16 protein-coding genes are annotated in these 17132 nt (G+C 41.0%); 11 read left to right on the top strand and 5 right to left on the bottom strand.

Translation table 11 applies throughout. From position 1 onward, the window contains the following. The first annotated feature begins 70 nt into the window (after positions 1-70). The 4 genes from QJ048_RS07750 to QJ048_RS07735 all read left to right on the top strand — a co-directional run bounded on the left by QJ048_RS07750 (position 71) and on the right by QJ048_RS07735 (position 5196). The gene (locus tag QJ048_RS07750; RefSeq protein ID WP_282333777.1) at positions 71-835 is read left to right on the top strand and encodes a lipocalin family protein; all 765 of its coding nucleotides are present in this window, start codon (positions 71-73) and stop codon (positions 833-835) included. Positions 836-918: 83 nt separating this feature from the next. Further along, the gene (locus QJ048_RS07745; protein ID WP_282333776.1) at positions 919-2022 is read left to right on the top strand and encodes a mandelate racemase/muconate lactonizing enzyme family protein; all 1104 of its coding nucleotides are present in this window, start codon (positions 919-921) and stop codon (positions 2020-2022) included. Between the two features lie 184 nt (positions 2023-2206). Beyond that, positions 2207-2722, top strand: coding sequence for an acyl-CoA thioesterase (locus QJ048_RS07740; RefSeq protein ID WP_282333775.1), 516 nt, complete (start codon positions 2207-2209; stop codon positions 2720-2722). A 197-nt stretch (positions 2723-2919) separates the two neighbouring features. Further along, positions 2920-5196 carry a Tex family protein gene (locus QJ048_RS07735; RefSeq protein WP_282333774.1) on the top strand — a complete coding sequence of 759 codons (2277 nt, stop codon included), beginning with the start codon at positions 2920-2922 and terminating at the stop codon, positions 5194-5196. Between the two features lie 91 nt (positions 5197-5287). Here the strand turns inward: QJ048_RS07735 and QJ048_RS07730 are convergent, their stop codons facing one another. From QJ048_RS07730 to QJ048_RS07720, 3 genes are all read right to left on the bottom strand, one after another. After that, entirely contained in the window at positions 5288-6517 is a 1230-nt protein-coding gene (locus QJ048_RS07730) for a BamA/TamA family outer membrane protein (protein WP_282333773.1), read from the bottom strand. A 109-nt stretch (positions 6518-6626) separates the two neighbouring features. After that, a complete protein-coding gene (locus QJ048_RS07725) occupies positions 6627-7163 on the bottom strand; it encodes a hypothetical protein (protein WP_282333772.1) in 537 nt (178 codons plus the stop codon). Between the two features lie 59 nt (positions 7164-7222). Continuing rightward, on the bottom strand, positions 7223-7804 hold the full coding sequence (locus QJ048_RS07720) for an RNA polymerase sigma factor (RefSeq protein WP_282333771.1): 582 nt from the start codon (positions 7802-7804) through the stop codon (positions 7223-7225). A 360-nt stretch (positions 7805-8164) separates the two neighbouring features. On the opposite strand from QJ048_RS07720, the gene QJ048_RS07715 reads away from it, so the two are divergent. Continuing rightward, positions 8165-8533 carry a DUF6249 domain-containing protein gene (locus tag QJ048_RS07715; RefSeq protein WP_282333770.1) on the top strand — a complete coding sequence of 123 codons (369 nt, stop codon included), beginning with the start codon at positions 8165-8167 and terminating at the stop codon, positions 8531-8533. A 72-nt stretch (positions 8534-8605) separates the two neighbouring features. Here QJ048_RS07715 and QJ048_RS07710 read toward each other — a convergent pair whose 3' ends face one another. Together QJ048_RS07710 and QJ048_RS07705 are read right to left on the bottom strand one after the other, a co-directional pair. Then, positions 8606-8983, bottom strand: coding sequence for a hypothetical protein (locus QJ048_RS07710; protein ID WP_282333769.1), 378 nt, complete (start codon positions 8981-8983; stop codon positions 8606-8608). Positions 8984-9201: 218 nt separating this feature from the next. Continuing rightward, a complete protein-coding gene (locus tag QJ048_RS07705) occupies positions 9202-10809 on the bottom strand; it encodes a S41 family peptidase (RefSeq protein ID WP_282333768.1) in 1608 nt (535 codons plus the stop codon). A gap of 336 nt (positions 10810-11145) precedes the next feature. Here QJ048_RS07705 and QJ048_RS07700 point away from each other — a divergent pair, with 336 nt between their 5' ends. From QJ048_RS07700 to QJ048_RS07675, 6 genes are all read left to right on the top strand, one after another. Then, positions 11146-11985 (top strand): N-acetylglucosamine kinase, encoded by an 840-nt coding sequence (locus tag QJ048_RS07700; RefSeq protein ID WP_282333767.1) that lies wholly within the window; start codon positions 11146-11148, stop codon positions 11983-11985. Between the two features lie 89 nt (positions 11986-12074). Then, complete coding sequence (murQ, locus tag QJ048_RS07695) at positions 12075-12890, top strand: N-acetylmuramic acid 6-phosphate etherase (RefSeq protein ID WP_282333766.1); 816 nt, start codon at positions 12075-12077, stop codon at positions 12888-12890. 237 nt (positions 12891-13127) lie between these two features. Then, entirely contained in the window at positions 13128-13691 is a 564-nt protein-coding gene (locus QJ048_RS07690) for a hypothetical protein (protein ID WP_282333765.1), read from the top strand. A gap of 263 nt (positions 13692-13954) precedes the next feature. Beyond that, entirely contained in the window at positions 13955-14782 is an 828-nt protein-coding gene (locus QJ048_RS07685; RefSeq protein ID WP_282333764.1) for a prephenate dehydratase, read from the top strand. 120 nt (positions 14783-14902) lie between these two features. Further along, positions 14903-16057, top strand: a complete 1155-nt coding sequence (locus tag QJ048_RS07680) for a pyridoxal phosphate-dependent aminotransferase (protein ID WP_282333763.1) — start codon at positions 14903-14905, stop codon at positions 16055-16057. A 105-nt stretch (positions 16058-16162) separates the two neighbouring features. After that, positions 16163-17014, top strand: coding sequence for a prephenate dehydrogenase (locus QJ048_RS07675; protein ID WP_282333762.1), 852 nt, complete (start codon positions 16163-16165; stop codon positions 17012-17014). The last annotated feature ends 118 nt before the right edge of the window (positions 17015-17132 follow it).

Here is a 17132-nt window from a genome sequence, read left to right as displayed (position 1 = left end):
TTAAGGCATGATATTATTCTGAACAATTCGGGCGGGCTCTGACCATTAAAAACAATAAAAAAATTGACAGATGAAAAATATTATCGGAGTACTGTTTCTTGCTTTGATATTCATGAGCGCATGTAACAATGCGTCACAATCGAAAAATGAAGGCAAAGACACTATTGCAGCGGTGAAAGCGAAAAAGGTAAATCCCGATGCGGGCAAATTTATTGGCGCATGGATTTGTCAGAAGCCCGGCAAGGTAGGGCAGGTGGAAGGTTTCAAATTAAAGGAAGACAGCGTTGCAGAATCCATTAACACACCAACGCTGGATTATAAAAAATGGTGGCTCGCTGGCGACACACTTGTATTCGTAATTGAAAGCAATATGGGCAACGCTCCTGCAACAATGGTGCGTGATACAATGATAGCGTTGAATGTAAGCAGCGATTCGCTTGTCACTACGACGATGCCAAAACGCAGCGTACGGACAATTTACAGAAAGCAAAACATGCCTAATGTTGCCTTAACTGATGCGAAATGGAAACTTACGAGAATGGATGGCACATTAATCAGCGACAGTGCTTATATACAATTTGATACAACGGGCTTAAAATTTACCGGTTACGGAGGATGTAATTTTATACGAGGTAACTATAAAACAGGCATTGCTTCGTTAAGAATGAACCACCTTGCAAGCACCAAAAAAATGTGTGCTCCTGAAATTAATGCTGTGGAAACAAAACTGTTTGCCTACATACAATCTACCAATAATTATTTTATAGTAGGAGATGAATTGCAACTCCGTGAGGGCGCGAAAACACTGGCGATTTTTAAGGCAATGGGGAAGTAAGGTGGAAGCCCAAAAGTCAAAAATCAAAAGTCAAAACCGAACGGTTATTACCGCTCACAAACTTAAAACTCAAAACACATATCTTGATTTTTACAGCATTCGAAATATACAAATACAGCATTCCCATGCATCCTTTTACGATCGCAACGGGAACAATGAATTTTGCACAAAACATTTTCATAAAGGCTTACACAAACGAGAACATTGTTGGAGTAGGGGAGTGCTCTGCGTTTCCAATGATCGTTGGTGAAACACAGGAGACTTGTTTTGTAATGGCAAAAGATTTTGCGCAGTTGTGGAAGGACAAAGATGCGCTGGACATTGCCGCAAGGATGAGTGAATTACATGCATTTACTGCTTATAACGCAACCATTAAAAGTGCGTTTGATATGGTGCTGTACGACATTGCTGCAAAGCAGGTGGGCAAACCGTTGTATTCATTTCTTAATCCAAATGCAAAGCAAAAAGAAATGATCACCGATCTTACAATCGGCATAGACACACCGGAAAATATGGCCGCAAAAGCGAAAGAATTCATTGAGCGTGGCGTACAGATCATTAAAATAAAGTTGGGCAAACATCCTGCTGAAGATGTGGAAAGAGTAAAACAAATAAGGGAAGCTGTTCATCCTTTCATTACGCTGCGTGTAGATGCGAACCAGGGCTGGAGCTACGCTGATGCTGAGTTTGCGTTGAACGAGATCAGTCGCTATGACGTTGAATTTTGCGAACAGCCGATGCGCAGACATCATGATCCTGTTTTACCAGAACTTGTTTTAAATTCTCCGGTAAAAATAATGGCGGATGAAAGCGTGTTTGATCATCATGATGCCAAGCGCCTTATTGCTGCAAAGGCTTGTGATTATGTAAATATAAAATTTGCCAAAAGCGGTGGCATTCTTGAAGCGATAAAAATAAGTGAGGTCTGCAAACAAGGTAACATCCCCTGTATGATGGGCGGCATGCTGGAGAGCAGACTTGCCCTTACAGCCTTTGCTCATTTCGCCAAAGCGACCGACAATATTCGTTTTTACGATATGGACACCTGTATGCTCGGCCATAAACTCGACCCTGTAAAAGGAGGCCTTTCCTTCAACAATTTTTCTGTTACCGTTCCAGAAGAACCGGGGATTGGCGCTGACGTAGACGTTGATTTTTTAAAAAACCTGGAGAGCATATTAATTTGAAAATTTGAAGATTGAAAATTTGAAAATGCCTCAGGTGCTACTTTCGCCATTTATTGCTGGTTCTAAAATGTTTGAGGAGTAAATGAAAAAAAGGAAAGCTGCCCAAAAAGAATTTTCAAATTAGCATATTTTCAAATTTTCAAATTATTCCACCTAGTTTTGCGCCATATTATAAAAATTAAATATGGACGTAAAAAAAGCAGCAGAAAGCGCAATCACAATGACGGAGTTGGTGCTACCCAATGATACTAACCTGTTCAATAACCTTATGGGAGGTCGCTTAATGTATTGGATGGACATCGCAGCGGCACTGGCTGCACAAAAACATTGCAATATGCCTGTTGTAACGGCCTCCGTTGACAATATTTCCTTTGAATCGCCTATTAAATTGGGCAACGTAGTGCATATTGAAGCTAAGGTGAGTCGTGCATTTACCACTTCTATGGAGGTGCATTTAAGAATTTGGGGAGAGGATCTGGCGAAAAGGGTAAAATACAAAAGCAACGAAGCATATTATACGTTTGTAGCCCTTGATGAAAACAATAAACCTACAACTGTCCCGGGTTTTGTGGCGGAAACGGACGAAGAAAAATTACTTTTTGAAGGCGCTTTGCGCAGACGTCAGCTTCGCCTGATTTTGGGAGGTAAAATGAAGCCAGACGATGCAAAAGAACTGAAGGCATTGTTTATTAAAGACTAGAAATAAAGTAAAAAATAAAAAGTAAAAAGGGACCCCGAAAATTAGGCTCCCTTTTTTACTTTTTACTTTTACTTTTCACTTCTTTTTTATACGTCTTTCCGGATTAAAAATCAAAGTTTTTTCTTTCAATTCATACCTTACATTTGCTCCCCGCTTTCCCAAAAAAGCGAAAATCGTTTCTTTTAAAATATTTACTCATGGAACCGAAGTACGTACAAAAAGCTGCTGAAAAACTAAGCTTATCAATCAAGCAGATCACCAATATTCACGACATGAATGCAGAAGGGGCAACCATTCCATTTATGGCGCGATACAGAAAGGAAGCTACCGGAAACCTCGACGAGGTGATGATCAATAACGTGGTGGAAGAAATTAAATATTTCAACGAGCTTGAGAAACGTAAAGAAACAGTTATCAAAACGATCGAGGGTCTGGGTAAATTAACACCGGAGCTTAAACAACGTATTGACGATTGCTATGACGCAACTGAACTGGAAGATATTTATCTGCCTTACAAACCAAAACGTAAAACAAGAGCTACGCAAGCCATTGAAAAAGGTTTGGAGCCTTTGGCAAAATTACTTTTCGAACAAGGCAATGAAATTCCTGATGAAGAAGCGGCAAAATACCTGAACGATCTTGTAAAAGACAATAAAGAGGCACTACAAGGTGCAAGAGATATCATTGCAGAGTGGGTGAGTGAAAATGAGCAGGCGAGAAACAAAGTGCGCCAGATATTTAAAGAAACATCTGTATTGCAGGCAAAAGTTTTGTCGAGCAAAAAAGAGGATCCTGAAGCACAGAAGTACCGCGATTATTTTGAATTCAATGAACCGCTTTCACAAAGTCCTTCACACAGGATTCTGGCGATTCGTCGCGGTGAAAAAGAAGGCTTCCTGATCATGGATCTGAACATCGACAAAACAACCGGTGTAGAAGATCTTGAAAGAATATTTGTAAAAGCAAGCAACCCTGCTGCGGGCGAAGTGAAGAAAGCAATTGATGATTCATTCGATCGTTTGCTGAAACCATCGATCGAAAATGAATACCGCCTGCTTAGTAAAACAGACGCGGATGAAGAAGCTATAAAAGTATTCGCAGAAAATCTTCGTCAGTTGTTGCTGGCATCTCCGCTGGGCTCAAAACGTGTAATGGCAATAGATCCGGGCTACCGTACAGGTTGTAAAGTGGTTTGCCTGGATGAGCAAGGTAATTTTCAGCACTATTCAACCATCTTCACGCTATCGCAACATCAAACTGATGAAGCGATTCATGAATTGAAATATCTGGTAAACAAATACGATATTGAAGCAATTGGTGTTGGTAATGGTACCGCGGGTCGTGAAACGGAGCAACTTGTCCGAAACATTGACTTTGGCAAACACGTGAGCATTTTCATGGTAAATGAAAGTGGTGCGTCTATTTACTCTGCATCAGAAGTGGCACGTGAAGAATTTCCTGATCAGGACGTAACCGTTCGTGGTTCCATCAGCATTGGTCGTCGTTTGCTTGATCCGCTGAGTGAGTTGGTAAAAATCGATCCTAAGTCAATAGGCGTTGGTCAGTACCAGCACGATGTAAACCAAACGCGTTTGAAAGAAAGTCTTGACAAAGTAGTTGAAAGTGCGGTGAACCACGTAGGTGTTGATTTGAATACTGCAAGTAAACATTTGCTGAACTATGTTTCTGGCTTGAGTGCAACACTGGCAAAAAATATTGTTGAATACAGGGCAAAAAATGGTGCTTTCAAAACTCGTGACGAGCTGAAGAAAGTGAGTTTGATGGGGCCAAAAACATTCGAACAATGCGCGGGCTTCCTTCGCATTCGCAATGCTGAAAATCCGCTTGACAACAGTGCCGTGCACCCTGAAAGTTATTCAGTGGTACAAGCAATGGCCAAAGATCTTAATTGTTCCGTAGAAGATCTGATCAAACAAAATGACTTGCGCAAACAGATCAACCGCAAGCAATATGTATCTGAAAAAGTAGGTGAGTTCACCATTGACGATATTTTGAAAGAGCTTGAAAAGCCAGGCCGTGACCCACGTGCACAGATCGAAGAGTTCCGCTTTGATGAAACCATCAAAGCGATCGAAGATGTGAAAGTTGGAATGACTGTGCCTGGTATAGTTACAAACATTACGAACTTCGGTGCTTTTGTTGACATAGGCGTAAAACAAGATGGTTTGGTACACATTTCTCAACTTAGCAATTCTTACATCAGCGATCCAAATGAAGCGGTGAAATTGCAGCAAAAAGTAATGGTAACGGTAACCGAAGTAGATGTAGCAAGAAAGCGTATTGGCCTTAGCATGAAGGATGGCAGCAAACCTGCAAGAGATAACAAAGAGCAGGGCCAAAGAAGTGGCGGTAATCAAAACATCAAAAAGCCACAACAGGGCGGCGGCAAGCCACAGCCATTGAATCCGTTCCAGGCGAAACTGATGGATCTGAAGAAAAAGTTCAATGATTAATAAAATCAGGGTAATCCTGTAGAGACGCGGCATTGCCGCGTCTTTTTAATTTCACGAAGCTTCAATTGTGTACTTCGTACTTCGTACATTTCTAGAAGATTTCTCCCAAATTCACGAACAGACCTCTCGATCCATTTAGTCCGAAGCCGTAGTCGATAGCAATATTTGCTTTGGAGATTTTGTTCACTTTAATGCGGAGGCCAAGTCCTGCGGCGGGAGCAGCATTGTCGAAGTGAAGACCAGGGCCGTTGGAAAAGCTTTGCGCATTGGCAAATACCACGCCGCCGAAAAGTCCGTTACGCGAGATCTGAAAGCGGTATTCGCTTTCGAGATACAGCATGTTATAGCTTCTGTAGCGTCCTTGTATATATCCACGGCCGGTGTTGTTAAACGCATCCCAGCCCGTACTTGGCAGATCGAGATAAGGTGGTTTACCAGAAGGCGTAAGCCAGTCAAGGTTCCAGAACGCCAAAACGTTCTTGCTGCCTTTTGGGAAGTTGATGTATTTTCTAACGTCAATTGTTAACGACTGCCAGTTGTTGTCACTTCCAAAAATAGTGAGGTTGGGTCTGTAAACAACATTTGCAAAAAAGCCCTGTGAAGGATTGATCGAATTTTTTCGGCTGTCAAACAGTACGGTTGCAACCGGGCCGGAGGCAAGTGTTTTTGTCGGCAGGCCATATTCTGCAACATCCTTGTTGTATCCTTTTTCATCTATATCCCAATGGTAGTCCAGAAAATATCCTAACCCCAGGTATAGTGAATTTGTTACTCTCTTTTGAACGGATTGATGCAGTCGCAAGTGATAGTAATCTATGTTATCTGCATTTTCAATTTGGCTGTGCCCACCTAGCCCGTATGTGTCTTGCGGGTATTTGTAAAATCGCCAGTCAGCCGAAATGTTCCATTTATTGTCTTTTGTCCAGACCGTTAAAAAAACAGGAAGCGTTAACTGGTTGTATTGGGTATAATTGGCGCTTACCGTAAGACTGGAAATATTGGTTGTTTTGGGGTCGCTTAAATACGTCGCAACATTCGCGCTGAGAATAGCCGTCCAACCACTGGAAAGCGTATAGCCAATGGCCGGTACAACAGAGTAAAGAAACTTATGTGGCTGTATCGATGTGTCAGCGACTTTTGCTGGTTTATTTTTTTGCAAAGAATGCATTACGTCGATCAGATCTTTTTCAGATACTTCTTCCCGGTTGGTATCTGTCGTTCGTTTAAACTGTCTTATGATGGATGTATCCTGTGCAAAAACATTTGCGGAGAAAACTCCGCAAATTATAAATGTGAGTGTTATTAAAAGATTCTGTATCAATAGGTCTATATCCTTTGTTCAAAATGTTGAACAGTGCTGATTTATAACTAAACAGCAAAATTAGCTGATTCGACCTTATTAAATAATGTAAGTTTAACTGATTAAACGGTTAAATGGATGTATTTGTTAAATCCCGTTCCAGTAATTTCTTCTTCTTAACTGAAAAATACTTATCTAAAAATACAAGGCCAATGATCACGTTCAACATCAGGAATATGTTTACATATGTGCTGTTGAATATTTTGCCGTAGTTAATTTTAGAAATATCAAATGGTATACCACCGCCAGATCCTGCAGGGGCCCAATCAACGTTTGCAAAAACATACACAAACATGGCGACAATAATGGTTAAAAACACAGCTGCAATGCTGTAGATGATCTTCTTGTTGATATAGGTAGAAGCTGCCGGAGCGATTTTATATTTGGCTATTTCTTCCATTACATTTTGCGTAAAGCGCATAGAAGGCTCATCGATCTCAATGCTTTCCTGCAAAAGAATGCTGGCCTTCAAAATCTCTTTGTATTTATGGCGCCATTCGCTGTTGGTTTCCAGTAATTTTTCAATCACATTTTTTTCATGGGCACTGGAAATACCGTCAACGTAGTCCCATAATCTTTCTTCAATATTGCTATTTGTGTCCATCATAATGCGTTTTATAAAGTATAAGATCGAAATTCCGAGTTGTAATCAGGGGATTCTTAAAATTACCTCAGATCGTTTAGTTCAGCCACGAAATGTTTTTCCATTTTTTCTTTCAGTCGTTGCCTTGCCCTGTGTAAGCGCACTTTCACAGTGTTTGTTTCCAGTCCCATAATATTAGCTATTTCATCCAGGCTCTGCTCTGCTTTGTAAAACAACGTGATCACCTGCGCATCATCCGGCGAAAGGAGCGCAATGGCACTGTTCACCATATTGATTTTAGATTTTTGTTCCACTTCATTTGCATTAAAACCGGAATTTAAATTCTCAGCTCTTGCAAATACGTTTTCCTGGTCAAGAGAAAACACATCCTGTTTTTTACGTCTTAAATGAGTAATGCAAGTAGTAGAAGTAATTGTATAAAGCCATGTGCTGAACTTACTATCGCCGCGAAAATCTCGCAGGCTACGATAAGCTTTAACGAAAACATCCTGCGAAATTTCTTCCGCATCTTCGCGGCTGTCAACATATCGCTGCGTAATGGTAAAAACGAAATTCTGGTATCGTTTCACCAACTCCGCAAACACCTGTTGATTGCCCCGAAGCACCTGTGCAATTAGATCATTGTCTGAAGGTTGTGTTGTCATTGGTATTGTTTGACGACTTTGGAAGGGTTGAGGTTACAGGGACAATTAATAATTAATAATTAATAATTAAGAATTAGGAATTAAGAATTAAGAATTCTTTCTGTGTTGCATTAAAATTGGATGCAAATTCCTTGCTATAATAAAGACAAGGCCGGATACGCCTGATACTGCAGCACCCTAAATTCCTAATTCCTAATTCTTAGTTCCTAATTGTTGTAACCTTTTCCCCTCACCCATAGTCTGATACTTTGAAACCGGTTGAAAAAAAATCCTGAAAGATGTAACCTCAGAAACAAAAGGTTAGTCTGACAAGAAAGAAACTCATAAAAAACTAATTATAAATTCATTAAAACCTTTAAAATGGAAACAGGTCAATTAGCAATACTCTGGTTAATCATATCGTTCGTAAGCGGCTTTGCAATGATATTTGGATGGCGCTACCTCGTAAATAAAGAAAACATGGCCTTGATTGACAGAGGCATAAACCCTAAAGAATTCGCCAACATTCCTGCTCCTTACCGCAGCCTGAAATGGGGTCTGTTGCTCATCGGTTCCGGCATCGGATTGGCGCTCGCTTACGTCGTAACCCAACACATCTTAAAAACTGACAATCCTGCGCTCTGGTTCGCTTTCATCGCTATAGGCGGCGGTATCGGACTTGTCTACTCTTACAAAATAGAGAAGAAAGAAGTATTGGATCAGCAACGTGAGATTAAAAATGCCGCATAACCAGGAATTAGAAATCAGGGATTAGGGATTGGGATGCCTTCTGTGGTCAGTTCCTAATTTCTGATTTTTTTATCATTCTGTTTTCAGTCTCTTCATGCATGCACTCTGGTATTGACAATCCTTTCCTTCCTTTATTTGTAATGACGTTTTAGCAACGTTCATATTAAGCGTCCACGTAGCATTTTGTATGTCCGTCTTTAGTCTGGAGGTGGAAAGGCGCACAATAGCAACGCTTTTTTTTCTGCTTAGCCTCCAATAATTTTCAGATCGAATAATATAAATGTCCTTGGTGTTGCTTTGATGTTTGTCAAAAGACAACTCAGTTAAAATGTACAACAACATTATCAGGCAACAGGCCGTTGCAATGGCTACGCCGAAAAGGTCAATACCCGAAATGAGTTTACTTCCCGATAAGTTTTGCAGTGTTATTTTAAAGTAAGTGATAAGCATAAGTGCTTATCAGAAGGCCAAGCTAATGCCAAACTGTAGATGCTTGATTTCTAGGGTTTTGTGTTTTGAGGAGTTGAATCAAGTGTTCGATTTCGAACAAAAAGTGTACGGAGAGAGGATGAGGAGTCGTAAGAAGTACGATGTACGGTATACGAAATTCTTTAGAGAGCTACATCCCAATGACTTTCGTACTTCGAACACCGTACATCAAACATAGTTTATTTCTTCACTGCTTCCAGCGCTTTCTTAATCATTTCGTCATCCGCGTTCAGTATCTCATAAAGGCCCTCGTTGCGCCAGATCTGTCTTCCCAGCAAAGCTTTCAGATGATCTTTCAAAAAGTCTTTGTCTTTAGCAGAAATACTATTTACAGCCAGCGAGTCTTTTGAAGCAAAATTTGCAAACGCATTCCACAAATCTTCGTCCTTATTGAATTTTTGTGCAAACTCAACACCGGAGTGATAAGCCGTCAGCTCATTTTTATTTTGTACATAATATTGGTAAACAAAATTGCTCACAGTTGTACGGCTCAGTACTTTGTTCACGCTTGCAGAAACCACACTTGTATCAAAAGGAACAAACACATCCGGCATAATGCCACCGCCGCCGTAAACGGTGCGTCCACTCTTCGTTTGGTAGGCCTTTCCGTTTTGAACTTTATTGCTATCCGCATTTACAAGTTCGCCATGTTGATAGCGTTTCAACAGATCATTACCGTAATCGCCATTGCCATCATGCGTGTAAGGTTTTTGAATACTGCGGCCGCTCGGTGTGTAATATCTCGCAACGGTAAGTCGCAATGCAGCACCGTCGCTAAGATCATATTGCTCCTGCACCAGGCCTTTGCCAAAAGATCTTCGTCCTATAATTGTTGCCCTGTCCCAATCTTGCAAAGCACCAGTCAATACTTCGCTTGCGCTCGCAGTATTTTCATCCACCAATACCACCAATTTACCTTTCTCAAAAATACCATCACGCTTGCAGCGGTATTCCTGGCGAGGCATTTTATATCCTTGCGTATAAACGATCAATTTATTGCCATCCAGAAATTCATCGGCAATATCAACAGCCTCGGTCAGGATGCCGCCGCCATTGCCACGTAGGTCCAGGACCAGCTGGGAAAAGTTTTGTTTTTGCAATTTCTCCAGCGAAGCCATGAATTCCTCGTAGGTCGTTTCCGAAAATTTATTAATGCGGATATAGCCGGTAGAAGAATCGAGTTTATACGAAGCGTCAATAGAAGGAATAGGAATCAGGCCGCGATTAATCGTGAATTGCAATAGTTTACCATTTCTCATTATCGTTACCAAAACCTTACTGGCGCCGGGCCCGCGCAAAAGGTTGCGAATGCGTGCATTGGTGATTTTGTTTCCCGCGACCAAACTGTCACCCACTTTCACAAATTTATCACCTACCTGCAAGCCGGCTTTTTCGCTTGGGCCGCCCTGCAAAACATTGATAACGTTTACTGTATCATTAAATATCTGGAACTCAACGCCAATGCCCTGAAAATTTCCCTGCAAATCCTCATTTATTTCACTTAGATCAACTGCTGGAATATACACCGAATGCGGATCAAGCTTGGCAAGCATCGCCTGCGCCATATCGCCGTTCAACGTGTCAGTAATAGGATCCACGTATTTTGCATTTACCAGGTCAACCACTTCCTGTAGTGGGCTTCTTTTTCCGGGTAACATAAGGATTCCACGAGTTTGCGAACTGTTTCCTCTAAGCAAATATCCGAGCGTCATACCGAGTACCATTACCAAAGCAAAAAGCAAAGGCAACCATACCTGTATTTTTTTGTTATTAGAATTTCTGTGCATTTCCATAAATAAGGTTGCAAATTACCGGAAATATCCAAACTTGTTTTGCCGATTGTAATTAATTTGTAAGTAGTTAAGTGAAAAGTAAAAAGGCAAAAGTGAAAAGTAGAAAACGCGATCGCGAGATATGGATACCAACGTTTTGACTTTTGACTTTTTACTTAACAAAGTTTGTTAATCAACAAGTTAGTTGGGAAAATATTGAGAGGAATGTCACTTTGCTTGCTTTTTTTAAGGTAGTATTGTGATAACGATGCAAGATATTTGCCTGCTGAATTTTCCCGGCTCCGAGCCTGACAACATTTTACTTAAATAATAATTTCCAAATCATCCATTATGGCCCTATTAATAGCAGACAGCGGTTCCACAAAATGCGAATGGTGTGTAGTTGACGGAAAAAAGACGAAAAGGGTTTTCACTACAGGCATCAGTCCGTACTTTTTGAATGGCGACGAAATAAAAGCTCTCATAGAAAAAGAACTGGTAGGCAAGCTGAAAAATGTCAGTATTGAGGAGATATTTTATTACGGAACCGGATGCAAAAATCCGGACAACCGAAAAATGGTCAAAAAGGCGCTGCAAAAAGTATTTACAGAAGCAGAAATAAATGTCGACCACGATCTAAGTGGCGCGGCCAAAGGCTTGTGCGGAGATAAAAAAGGCGTGGCCTGTATTTTAGGCACCGGCAGTAGTTCCTCTTTTTACAACGGAAGTAAAATTATTAAAGAAAGAACAGGGCTTGGCTACATTTTGGGAGATGAAGGAAGCGGCGCTTACCTCGGCAAAAATGTAGTGCAATATTACCTGTATGGCACGTTCGACGAGGAGTTAAAATATCGTTTCGAGGAAAAATTTGGTGTCTCCGAAGCAGATATGCTAACCAATGTTTACAAAGGCGAATTCCCCAATCGTTATCTCGCGTCATTTGCGGTATTTCTCGCTGAAAACCGCGGCCACTTTATGATTGAGAATATTATTGAAGACGGACTGAACGACTTCTTCTTCCACCATATTTGTAAGTTCACCGAAAGCTGGAACAATCCCATCAATTTTGTAGGAAGTGTAGCTTATGGTTTTAAGGATGTAATTACTGAACTTTGCCATAGCTATGAGTTTGAAATGGGCAATATTTTGAAGAATCCGATGGATGGGCTTATCAAATACCATAGCAAGTAAAAATTCAAAAGTAAAAATTCAAAAAGGAAACCCCGGCAGTTGTAGAACCTTTTTTGACTTTTGGATTTTGACTTTTTAATTTTTTATCTATGTTTATTCAAACCACAGAACAGTCAAGTCGCTACAGACATTTGGAAAAGATGACCGTACATGATTTGCTCGCAAACATGAATACGGAGGATAAAACTGTGCCTATAGCCGTTGAAAAAGCAATCCCGCAAATAGAAAAGTTGGTCAATGCGATCGCCGATAAAATGTTGGCGGGCGGCCGTCTATTTTACATGGGAGCCGGAACCAGCGGAAGATTGGGCATTTTAGATGCGAGTGAAATTCCACCTACGTATGGTATGCCACAGGGACTGATCATCGGCATCATCGCCGGCGGAGAAAAAGCCATTCAGATACCGGTGGAAAATGCGGAAGACAGCACAACACAAGGTTGGAAAGATCTGCAAAGTCATTTTATAAGCGAAAAAGATGTGGTAATAGGCATTGCGGCCAGCGGTACAACTCCGTATGTGATAAGTGCTTTGGACGAATGCCGAAAGCACAATATCATAACCGGATCAATAAGCTGTAATGAGAATGCGCCCATCAGCGCCAGCGCCGATTTTCCGGTAGAAGTGATCGTTGGTCCGGAATTCATCACTGGCAGCACCCGCATGAAAAGCGGCACCGCACAAAAGCTGGTACTAAACATGATCTCCACCACGCTTATGATACAACTCGGCAGGGTAGAAGATAACAAGATGGTGAACATGCAGCTGACCAACGCTAAACTCATAGAGCGTGGCACAAAAATGTTAATGGAAAAAGCTGGCATTACCGATGCCCACAAGGCAAAAGAATTGCTGTTGAAATATGGCAGTGTGAAGCGAGCGATGGATAATTTGAAGACAATTTGAAAATTTGAGAATTTGAAAATTTGAAAATGGAGGAAACAGGAACGCAGATTTTCATGATTGTCATGATTTGATATGATTTGAGATGATTTGAGATTTTGAGATTTAATGCACAGAAGCCCGTTAGCTAACAGGTTTAAAGCTGCACAGAAAGCATTCTTAATTCCTAATTCTTAATTTATGATTAAGTAACACCCTATTCATTATTCATTATTCATTATTAATTATTAATTACTCAAAATGCACGAAATAGAACCTTTTTATAACTGGCGGCATATTTATACCAGCGAGGAAGACGAGCGGTCGCCTTTTTATGGAAGGGTGTACTCTGAATTCGAGTTTACGCACACGGTGTATAACTACTACATACACCCGCAGTGGGATGAATTTGGCTCACGCACCCTGTACATGAAGGAAATAATGGCCGACTATGAAGAGAAATACGTGATCCTCGAATTGATCGGGGAATGGAACGATGCTATTGAAAACGACATCATGACCCTGAAACGGGATGTGATCGACAAAATGGAATACGAAGGCATCACGAAATTTATTTTGATAACGGAAAATGTGCTTAATTTTCACAGCGGCGACAAAGATTACTATCAGGAATGGTTTGAAGAAGTGACCGACAACGAAGGCTGGATCGTGTGCCTTAACATGCCCCAACAAACGCAGCACGACTTTAAAAAGGCAAAACTGAATTACTACATCGAACTGATGGAAATAGATAACTGGCGGATTTACAAGCCATACCATCTTTTCAAGAAAATTGACCAACAGATTCTAAATCGCCTGCAATAGCTGTAAATACTGCGTTTAACAAAGAATGGCATTATTTGAATAACGTAACACATTTTTAAAATAAATTTTGATAATTTCAAATAGTTTATATTTTTGACAAATAATGATCAACTCGAAAAAGCATAACCGATTTTATTTTTACTTCTTCTTTAGTCAGAAGCCGGGATTGCTTTTGTTGAATCGTCGTTAAATAAAAACAACTAACAACATAAATGAATCCCGGCAGAAACGCCGGGATTTTTTGTTTTAAACCGTAACAAAAAATGAAAGTTTCGATTCAGGGATACGAGGGTAGTTTTCACCAGGTGGCCGCAAGGCAGTTTTTCGGGAAGGATGTAGAGGTCATTACCTGTCCGAATTTTCGTGATGTGGTAAAAGTGGCATCCAACAAAAAAGAAAGTGACGGCGGCGTTATGGCCATTGAAAACTCTATTGCCGGAAGCATCTTACCCAATTACAATTTGCTCCAGAAAAGTAAATTGAAGGTTGTGGGAGAGGTTTACCTTCATATCGCACAAAACCTGATGGTAAACCGCGGCGTAAAACTGGAAGATATACGAGAAGTTCACTCACACCCGATGGCGATTTTGCAGTGTATAGATTTCCTCGAAAAACACAACTGGAAATTGGTGGAAACAGAAGATACGGCACTCAGCGCAAAACATGTTCACCAGCACAAAAGCAAGCACATCGCCGCCATCGCCAGTAAACTCGCCGCAGAACTCTTCGATCTTGACATGATCGCCCCCAACATCCACACGCTAAAGAATAACTACACAAGGTTCCTGATATTGCAGCCAGAAAATATAGCACAGGAAATATCCAACGCAGACAAAGCTTCCATCAATTTCCACACAGATCACTCAAGAGGCAGTCTCGCAAAAGTGCTCACCAACATCGCCGAAGGCGGCATCAACCTCAGCAAGTTACAGAGCTTCCCTATTCCGGGCAGCGACTTTAAATACTCTTTCCACGCAGACATGGAATTCGATTCATTGGATCAATTCAACACGGTAGTGGAAAAAATAACACCGATGACAGAAGAATTGAAGGTATACGGGGTGTACAAAAAAGGGGAGATGAAGAGTTGAAAATTGAGAGTGGAGAGTTGAGAGTGAATTGAAAATAGAAAGTTGAAAATGGAAAATGACGGGTGCAGAATATAAATGAACGGTTTTTGAATTTTGAATTTTAATTTTTGAATTATAATCATGCAGACAGCAAACAGGTTAAACGGAATAGGCGAATACTACTTTTCACAAAAATTGCGTGAAATAGGCGAGCTGAACAAGGCTGGAAAAAACATCATCAATTTAGGAATAGGAAGTCCTGATATGCCACCGCATCCTGATGTGATCAAAACACTGCAGGAAGAAAGTGCAAAGACAAATGTGCATGGATACCAGAGCTATACCGGTTCACCTGTTTTGCGTAAAGCTGTAAGCGACTGGTACAAAAAATGGTATAATGTTGACTTAAATCCTGATACTGAAGTTTTGCCTTTAATCGGCAGTAAAGAAGGCATCATGCACATTTGCATGACATACCTGAATGATGGTGATAAAGTATTGGTGCCAAATCCAGGTTACCCAACCTACACAAGTGCTGCAAAACTTGCCGGAGGATCGCCTTTGTACTACGATCTTACTGAAGCAAACAACTGGTTCCCGGATTTTGAAGCGCTTGAAAAAGTGGTAAAAGAACAAGGCAATATTAAGCTCATGTTTGTTAATTATCCGCACATGCCAACCGGTCAATTGCCCACTAAGAAAGCGTTTGAAGCAGTTGTAGCATTTGCAAGGAAAAATAATTTGTTACTCGTTCACGATAATCCATACAGTTTCATTTTAAATGAACAACCTGAAAGTTTGCTGTCTGTAGAAGGAGCAAAAGATGTTGTGATAGAATTGAATTCGCTCAGTAAAAGCCAGAACATGGCCGGTTGGAGAGTAGGTGTTTTAGTCGCCGCAAAAGAAAGAATTGACGAAGTGTTACGCTTCAAAAGTAATATGGACAGTGGTATGTTTCTGCCTGTACAACTGGCGGCAGCAACAGCTTTGAACCTCGGTAAAGACTGGTACGATAGCGTGAACAGCGTTTACCGTGAAAGAAGAAAAAAGGTGTTTCAATTGCTCGATATGTTGCAATGCGAGTACGATACCACGCAAGCCGGAATGTTTGTTTGGGCAAAAATACCATCAACTTACACTGATGGATATGCGCTAAGTGATAAAGTGTTGTACGAATCAAATGTATTCATCACGCCTGGCGGTATATTCGGCAGCAATGGCAATGGTTACATACGGGTGAGCCTTTGCGCCCCGGTGGAAAAGTTTGAAGAAGCGATTAAGAGAATTGAAAGTTGAAAATTGAAAGTTGAAAATGAGGATTCTGTATGGGCGAATCGCATTCGCCCTGCTGCACCCAAAACGCTGATCGAATTGAAAGTTGAAAAGAAAATATCATAACCAATGGAACGAAAAAGAATTGCAATCGTCGGTATAGGTCTCATAGGGGGATCGATGGCTTTGCAGTTAAATGCAAACGGTATCGCATCTAACATCATTGGTGTAGATGCAAGCCCCGCGCATTTGAAGAAAGCACTTGATCTGGGCCTGATCGATGAAGCAATGGATCTCGACAAGGCCATCGCAAATTGTGATGTAATTGCTTTGGCTATTCCGGTAGACAAAATGATCGAAATACTGCCTTCCATACTTGATAAAGTAAACGACAAGCAGGTAGTATTCGACATGGGATCAACAAAACATCTTTTGATAGAAGCAGTTCGTAACCATCCAAAACGTAAAAGATTCGTTGCCTCGCATCCTATGTGGGGCACGGAGTATAGCGGGCCAGAAGCAGCAGTAAAAGGAGCATTTGAAAACAAAGCCGTTGTAATATGCAACGCATCAGACAGCGATAAAGATGCAGTCGAACTTGTGAGATTCATTTACAAAAAAATAGGCATGCACCAGATTGAAATGGAAGCATACGCTCATGATTTGCACGCCGCATACATCAGTCACATTTCTCACATCACATCGTTTGCGTTAGCAAATACGGTGTTGGAAAAAGAGAAAGAAGACAGGGCCATTTTCGAATTGGCGAGTGGTGGTTTTGAAAGCACGGTGCGTCTCGCGAAAAGCAATCCCAACATGTGGGTGCCGATATTCAGGCAAAACCGTGACAATGTGCTCGATGTATTGAACGAACACATTACACAATTGAAAAAGTTCAAGGCATGTTTGGAAAAAGAGAATTACGATTATTTACTTGAACTCATTGAAAACGCAAATAAAATCAGAAGGATAATAAAATAGCAAAACGCAGAACGCCCAACGCTTAATGCCAACGCAGAACAGCAAAGCCGACGAATCTGAGAAATGGTCAACATTCACGACAGCGTTAAGCCCTTAAGCATTTAGCGTTAAGCTCAAA

Source organism: Pinibacter soli (genome assembly GCF_029961145.1).
GTDB lineage: Bacteria > Bacteroidota > Bacteroidia > Chitinophagales > Chitinophagaceae > Pinibacter > Pinibacter soli.
This window is presented reverse-complemented; position numbering and strand designations above follow the sequence as displayed.

Bases quoted from the DNA above. Each gene is read 5' to 3' on its own strand.
- QJ048_RS07750 (WP_282333777.1), top strand. From the start codon at position 71: ATGAAAAATATTATCGGAGTACTGTTTCTTGCTTTGATATTCATGAGC.
- QJ048_RS07740 (WP_282333775.1), top strand. From the start codon at position 2,207: ATGGACGTAAAAAAAGCAGCAGAAAGCGCAATCACAATGACGGAGTTG.
- QJ048_RS07735 (WP_282333774.1), top strand. From the start codon at position 2,920: ATGGAACCGAAGTACGTACAAAAAGCTGCTGAAAAACTAAGCTTATCA.
- QJ048_RS07725 (WP_282333772.1), bottom strand. From the start codon at position 7,163: ATGATGGACACAAATAGCAATATTGAAGAAAGATTATGGGACTACGTT.
- QJ048_RS07720 (WP_282333771.1), bottom strand. From the start codon at position 7,804: ATGACAACACAACCTTCAGACAATGATCTAATTGCACAGGTGCTTCGG.
- QJ048_RS07715 (WP_282333770.1), top strand. From the start codon at position 8,165: ATGGAAACAGGTCAATTAGCAATACTCTGGTTAATCATATCGTTCGTA.
- QJ048_RS07710 (WP_282333769.1), bottom strand. From the start codon at position 8,983: ATGCTTATCACTTACTTTAAAATAACACTGCAAAACTTATCGGGAAGT.
- QJ048_RS07705 (WP_282333768.1), bottom strand. From the start codon at position 10,809: ATGCACAGAAATTCTAATAACAAAAAAATACAGGTATGGTTGCCTTTG.
- QJ048_RS07700 (WP_282333767.1), top strand. From the start codon at position 11,146: ATGGCCCTATTAATAGCAGACAGCGGTTCCACAAAATGCGAATGGTGT.
- murQ (WP_282333766.1), top strand. From the start codon at position 12,075: ATGTTTATTCAAACCACAGAACAGTCAAGTCGCTACAGACATTTGGAA.
- QJ048_RS07690 (WP_282333765.1), top strand. From the start codon at position 13,128: ATGCACGAAATAGAACCTTTTTATAACTGGCGGCATATTTATACCAGC.
- QJ048_RS07685 (WP_282333764.1), top strand. From the start codon at position 13,955: ATGAAAGTTTCGATTCAGGGATACGAGGGTAGTTTTCACCAGGTGGCC.
- QJ048_RS07680 (WP_282333763.1), top strand. From the start codon at position 14,903: ATGCAGACAGCAAACAGGTTAAACGGAATAGGCGAATACTACTTTTCA.
- QJ048_RS07675 (WP_282333762.1), top strand. From the start codon at position 16,163: ATGGAACGAAAAAGAATTGCAATCGTCGGTATAGGTCTCATAGGGGGA.